Raw genomic sequence first — 5,673 nt, forward strand, 5'->3', positions numbered from 1 at the left:
TATGGATCTGTACCTGAAGGGTTTTCAGAATACATATCTAAAATTGTTCCATCGTTTTCATAGTTTGTACCTCCTGTTACGTTTGTGTCTGAATGTGTATCTACATAACCTTGAGAGCCTGTTATGCCATCACCATCATAAAGTTGACCGTAAGTGCTAGCTGTATGTCCATTAGAAATAATACCTTTTAACTGTGTTTTTAGTGCAAAGCCAGTGGTGTTAACGCTATTGTAATATCCAGCAGGAACCTGAGCTGAAGCCAAAAAAGAAGTCAATAAAAAAGTTAAGGTAAAGTATAGGTGTTTCATAATAACTAATAATTTAATCTGAAGTCTTTTTTTCTAATAAAGCCATATAAAATCCATCAAATCCAGATTTATGACTTAGTATTTTTTTGTCTTTTATAAAAGTAAAGTTTTTTCCATTTTCTGTTGCCAAAAAAATGTTAACTTGTTCCTGGTTTTCTGATGGTAAAATAGAGCAAGTAGCATACACTAATTTTCCGCCTGGTTTTACCATTTTTGAATACGAGCTTAAAATTTCAGCTTGTGTCTTCTTTATTTTTTCAATAAATTCTGGTTGCATTTTCCATTTTGCACCAGGATTTCTACGTAAAACACCTAAACCAGAACATGGCGCATCAATTATAACTCTGTCTGCTTTATCGTGTAGTTTTTTAATTGGCTTTGTAGAGTCAATTACTTTCATTTCTATATTATGAGCACCAGCACGTTTTGCGCGACGTTTTAATTCTTTCAATTTATTTTCATAAATATCCATTGCAATTAATTGCCCTTTATTTTCCATTAAAGCAGCTAAATGAAGTGTTTTTCCTCCTGCACCTGCACAAGTATCTACAACTTTCATTCCAGCTTTTACATCTGCAAATTCTGAAACTAGTTGAGAATTAGCGTCTTGTACTTCAAAAAAACCTTTTTTAAAGGCATCTGTAATAAAAACATTACCACGTTCGGCTAATTTTAAAGCACTTGGATGACCTTTTATTTCTTCGGTCTCAATGTCTAAATCAAAAAGTTCTGTTTTTAGTTGTTCTTTAGTTGTTTTAAGTGTGTTTACTCTTAAAATAACATCTGCTTGCAGGTTTAAAGCAACGGCCTCTTTGTTCCAAATAGCTTCTCCTAATTCTTTAGCAACTAATTCATCCATCCAGTCTGGAAAAGATTCTTTAATTTTTCTAATTTTAGAAAGCTCATCAAAACGACCTTTAATTTTTCTAGTTGGTGTGCCTTCAAAATACTTCCAGTCAGGAAGTTTTATCCCTTTTAATGTAGCCCAAACAGCGAATAAACGCCAAATGTCATCACGAGAAAAAGGTTCTTTTACTTCTGCTATTTCAGCATATAAGCGTTTCCAACGTACAATATCGTAAGTGGTTTCTGCTACAAAACCGCGATCTCTACTTCCCCAACGCTTATCACGCTTTAAAAGCATTTGTACAACTTTATCAGCATACATGCCTTCGTTGAAGATTTGTAATAAACCATCAACGGTTGCAAAACATAAATTTCTGTGTAATCTCATTATCAATATTTAAGCGGATTAAAAATCAAGTTGTTATGATAGTTAATTCGGCTTGCAAAGGTACTGTTTTATATAGAATAATTTGGTGTTTAAACTTTACATTTAAACCTTTTGCTAATATTAACAATACAGTAATCTAATTATATTACCGTGTTGTTTATAGCATAGCAAGAAACGGTTATTTTGCAGATGAAGATTTAAAAAAAAAACAGAAGATGAAAGTGAGTTTGTACATACCGAGAATTTTATTTTAATAGATAAACAAGGTTATATTAGAGGTGTTTATAATGGTACTATTGCTTTAGATGTAAAACGATTAATAAGACATATAGAAATATTAAAAAAAGAAGTTTAATAGTTTTTTTGATTAGTTTCTTTTGAAAAGCTTTGCGATTATGTCGTGAAGCTTTTTTACTTTTATAGAAATATTAAAAACAGATGAAACAAATTCTAATATTATTTTGTGTTGCACTTTTAATAGTCTCTTGTAAGAAAGATGAAGAGAAAAAAGAAAATATTTTTATACCACGTGATTTTACTGAAGTTGAAATTGGTTTGTTGTTGAAAGATTCTACTTTGAATGTTAGGGCTATGGAATTGGTTGAAGGCTATAAAGGATTATTTTTCCTTTCTTCAACTGGAAAAGGAGGAATGATTGACGAAGGAGAAGTTATTTATCCAGTTGAGATTGATGAAGATAAAGAAAAACTGAATTTTAGAGCTTTTGCAAGTACTAAAGATGCAGGTTTTGCACTTTCAATAGAAAGCCCAGCATATTTATATAAAATTGGAGAGGATTCCACTTCGATAGTCTACCAAGAAAACCACGAAAAAGCTTTCTACGATGCTATAGACTTCTGGAACGATAAAGAAGGTATAGCAATTGGTGACCCAACAGACGATTGTTTAAGTGTAATTATTACAAGAGATGGTGGAAATACATGGAACAAATTATCTTGCGATATATTACCAAAAGCCAAAGAAGGCGAAGCAGCTTTTGCAGCAAGCGATACTAATATTGCTATAATTGGTGATAAAACTTGGGTAGCAACAGGAGGAAAGGCAAGTAGAATATTATTCTCACCAGATAAAGGTAAAACTTGGGATGTTTTTAACACACCAATTGTGCAAGGAAAGGAAACAACAGGAATATACTCCTTAGATTTTTACGACGAAAAAAACGGTTTTGCCATTGGTGGAGATTATACAAAAGCAGCAGACAGCACTGCAAATAAAATAAAAACAAAAGATGGCGGAAAAACATGGCAATTAGTAGCACAAAACCAAAGTCCAGGTTATAGAAGTTGTGTACAATATATTCCAGGAAGAGAAGCTAAAGAGTTAGTTGCTATTGGTTTTAAAGGCATAGATTATTCTAGCGATGCTGGAGAACACTGGAAACATTTAAGCGATGAAGGTTTTTATACCTTACGTTTTGTAAACGATAGTGTTGCTTATGCTGCAGGAAATAAGAGAATAGCTAAGCTTACTTTTAGGTAAACAATATATTTGTAATTAAAAAGAGCAGCCAATGGCTGCTCTTTTTAATTATTTTTTTTTGTTTTTTTCTCCTCGATGCCTTTGTTTAAACTCGTCGATCATTTTGCGTCTAAAAGAACGATTGGCTTGATGTAATGCAATTATCTTTTTTGCTGGTAGAACTTTTAATAGATTTATTAAATGTTGTTCATCTAATTCGCATTTTTGTTTTTCAATAGAAACCATTTCAAGTAAAAGAGATTTTGCTTCAATCTCAGACAAATTTTCAGGTTTTTTTTCTTTACGCCTTTTAACAGATTCTGTTTTTAATTTTTCAAGCTTGTCTTCATTAGCATTATAAATAGGCCAAAAGGCTTGTGCTTCTTTTGCTGTTAAATCTAGTTGCTCTGTAATATGCGCCACTTTTAAGGCTTTCATTTTTTCTTTACTTGGTTTTTGAGCATATGCATTAACCGTTAGTAGTAAAGCTATAATTGGTATAAATAATGTTTTCATTTTTGTTCGTTTATATTTTTAATTCTGTAAAAATGTGTTAGCGACTTAAGTTTTTTATTCAGAATATAAGTCGTTAAAATCATCAGTTTCTAAATAGCTGTCTAATGTTTCATCACTAATTGAGTAATCTATAAATTGATTTTCGTTTAATTCTATGTCTTGAAACAGCGACGTTAAATCACCAATTTCGGTTTCATCTAAAATATAATTATCTACAGTTGTTGTCTCTAAATCATTAATTGATAAAGTTGAATTATTAAAAAGATTTAAACTAAAAAACAAGACTAATGCAGCAGCAATACTAGAAACTGCAAGTATATTTTTTCTAGAAAAAATAGAAATTACTTTAGTTTCTTTTTTAATTAAAACTTCAAAATTATCTAAATAACCTTCTGGTGTTTTAAAACCAGAATCGTTAACGATACTCTTAAGTTTAGCTTCAGCTAAAATTGAATCTTCAAGTCCTTCAAAATAATTTTGAGGCACCTTAAATCCTGAATTTTTAATGTTATGTAAGTTTTTGTTTGTCATGTTTATTTTCCGAATCACCGGAAATCTCTTTTGTTTAGTATTAAGACTATAATTTTGTTAAATGGTTTAATCTTTAGTTAAATAGGCTTCAATTTTCTTTACTGCAATATGGTAAGACGCTTTTAAAGCACCTTCGCTTGTATCCAATATTTCAGCCATATCTTTATATTTAATATCCTGAAAGTATTTCATATTAAAAACTAATTGTTGTTTTTTCGGAAGTGTTGCAATAGCCTTTTGTAGCTTTAATTGAATGGCATCACCTTCAAAATAAACATCAGATTCCATGTTGTTAAGTGCTAAATCTTGAACTTCTTCATTTGTAACTTGTAAGCGTTTAGCATTTTTATTAATAAGTGTAATCGATTCGTTTGTAGCAATTCTATAGAGCCAAGAATACAGTTTGCTTTCGCCTTTAAAACCATCTATGCTTCTGTACACTTTTATAAATGTATTTTGAAGGACATCGTCTGCGTCGTCATGAGATTTTACAATACCTCTAATATGCCAATACAGTCGCTCTTTATATTGCGTTACAAGTTCTCTAAAAGCAGCATCTTTGTTGCCTTTAGCTTGTAGTTGTGTTATAAGTTCTGTTTCTGTATTCACTTAGATTGTTTTCTTTTAGACTCTTAGATTTTACTTTGGTTTAAAGTAAATGTAAATTTCTTTTAAAAGGAATAAAAATGAAGCTTTATTTTTGCGTAAAGCGTGTTTTATCTCCATTACTATTCAATATAAAACACGATTAAAAGATGCTTTTAATCGATTAAATACATAAATATTTGGTTGGTAGTTTTTTTTAATATAAATTTACAGCATGATTAATACTTATGTTTTAGAGCCCCAAATCTAGACATTGAACAAAAAAGGATAAACATAATGTTTATCCTTTTTTTTATTTAGTATTTATTGTCTTTTAATCTATTCAAAGCTTTGCATATCTACTAACTTTTTATAAATTCCATTAGCAGCAATAAGCTCGTTGTGCTTGCCTTGCTCTGCTATTTCTCCTTTATGCATTACTATAATGCTGTCTGCGTTTTGTATGGTAGACAGTCTATGTGCAATAACTATAGAGGTTCTGTTTTTCATCATGTTTTCTAGTGCAACTTGCACCAAACGTTCGCTTTCTGTATCTAATGCTGAGGTAGCTTCGTCTAAAATCATGATTGGAGGATTTTTTAAAACAGCTCTTGCAATGCTTAAGCGTTGTTTTTGTCCGCCAGATAATTTATTACCAGAATCTCCAACATTTGTTTCTATGCCTTTTGGTAAATCTTTTACAAATTCCCAAGCGTTTGCAATTTTAAGGGCTTCAATTACTTGCGAGTCTGTGGCATCCTGTTTTCCAATTAAAACATTATTTTTTACAGTATCATTAAACAATATAGAGTCTTGGGTTACTAAGCCCATTAAGCTGCGAAGCGAGTTTTTGGTAAGGCCTTTTATGTTTTCTCCATCTATAGTAATACTACCTTGGTTGACATCGTAAAAGCGAGTAACAAGGTTTGCAATAGTACTTTTTCCACTACCAGATTGCCCAACTAAAGCTATTGTTTTTCCTTTGTCTACGTCTACTGTAAAGTTTTTAAGGACTAAATC

General features: G+C 31.1%; 6 protein-coding genes and 1 pseudogene. 1 reads left to right on the top strand and 6 read right to left on the bottom strand.

Features of this window, described 5'->3' with window-relative positions; genetic code table 11:
• Both Q0C58_RS08900 and Q0C58_RS08905 read right to left on the bottom strand, forming a co-directional pair.
• Positions 1-308, bottom strand: a pseudogene (locus Q0C58_RS08900) (endonuclease I); the annotation flags it as partial.
• Between the two features lie 13 nt (positions 309-321).
• The gene (locus Q0C58_RS08905; RefSeq protein ID WP_290700269.1) at positions 322-1,542 is read right to left on the bottom strand and encodes a methyltransferase domain-containing protein; all 1,221 of its coding nucleotides are present in this window, start codon (positions 1,540-1,542) and stop codon (positions 322-324) included.
• Between the two features lie 438 nt (positions 1,543-1,980).
• Here Q0C58_RS08905 and Q0C58_RS08910 point away from each other — a divergent pair, with 438 nt between their 5' ends.
• Positions 1,981-3,042, top strand: coding sequence for an oxidoreductase (locus Q0C58_RS08910; RefSeq protein ID WP_290700271.1), 1,062 nt, complete (start codon positions 1,981-1,983; stop codon positions 3,040-3,042).
• A 48-nt stretch (positions 3,043-3,090) separates the two neighbouring features.
• Here Q0C58_RS08910 and Q0C58_RS08915 read toward each other — a convergent pair whose 3' ends face one another.
• From Q0C58_RS08915 to Q0C58_RS08930, 4 genes are all read right to left on the bottom strand, one after another.
• On the bottom strand, positions 3,091-3,537 hold the full coding sequence (locus Q0C58_RS08915; RefSeq protein ID WP_290700273.1) for a sensor of ECF-type sigma factor: 447 nt from the start codon (positions 3,535-3,537) through the stop codon (positions 3,091-3,093).
• 54 nt (positions 3,538-3,591) lie between these two features.
• Positions 3,592-4,068 carry a hypothetical protein gene (locus Q0C58_RS08920; protein WP_290700275.1) on the bottom strand — a complete coding sequence of 159 codons (477 nt, stop codon included), beginning with the start codon at positions 4,066-4,068 and terminating at the stop codon, positions 3,592-3,594.
• 66 nt (positions 4,069-4,134) lie between these two features.
• Positions 4,135-4,677, bottom strand: a complete 543-nt coding sequence (locus Q0C58_RS08925) for an RNA polymerase sigma factor (protein WP_290700277.1) — start codon at positions 4,675-4,677, stop codon at positions 4,135-4,137.
• A gap of 315 nt (positions 4,678-4,992) precedes the next feature.
• Positions 4,993-5,673: ATP-binding cassette domain-containing protein (locus Q0C58_RS08930; RefSeq protein ID WP_290700280.1), on the bottom strand; the 681-nt coding region annotated here is incomplete at its 5' end.

It is taken from the genome of Lacinutrix sp., from assembly GCF_023299985.1.
Lineage (GTDB): Bacteria > Bacteroidota > Bacteroidia > Flavobacteriales > Flavobacteriaceae > Lacinutrix.

Coding starts and splice junctions, on each gene's coding strand:
- Q0C58_RS08905 (WP_290700269.1), bottom strand. CDS start 1,542: ATGAGATTACACAGAAATTTATGTTTTGCAACCGTTGATGGTTTATTA.
- Q0C58_RS08910 (WP_290700271.1), top strand. CDS start 1,981: ATGAAACAAATTCTAATATTATTTTGTGTTGCACTTTTAATAGTCTCT.
- Q0C58_RS08915 (WP_290700273.1), bottom strand. CDS start 3,537: ATGAAAACATTATTTATACCAATTATAGCTTTACTACTAACGGTTAAT.
- Q0C58_RS08920 (WP_290700275.1), bottom strand. CDS start 4,068: ATGACAAACAAAAACTTACATAACATTAAAAATTCAGGATTTAAGGTG.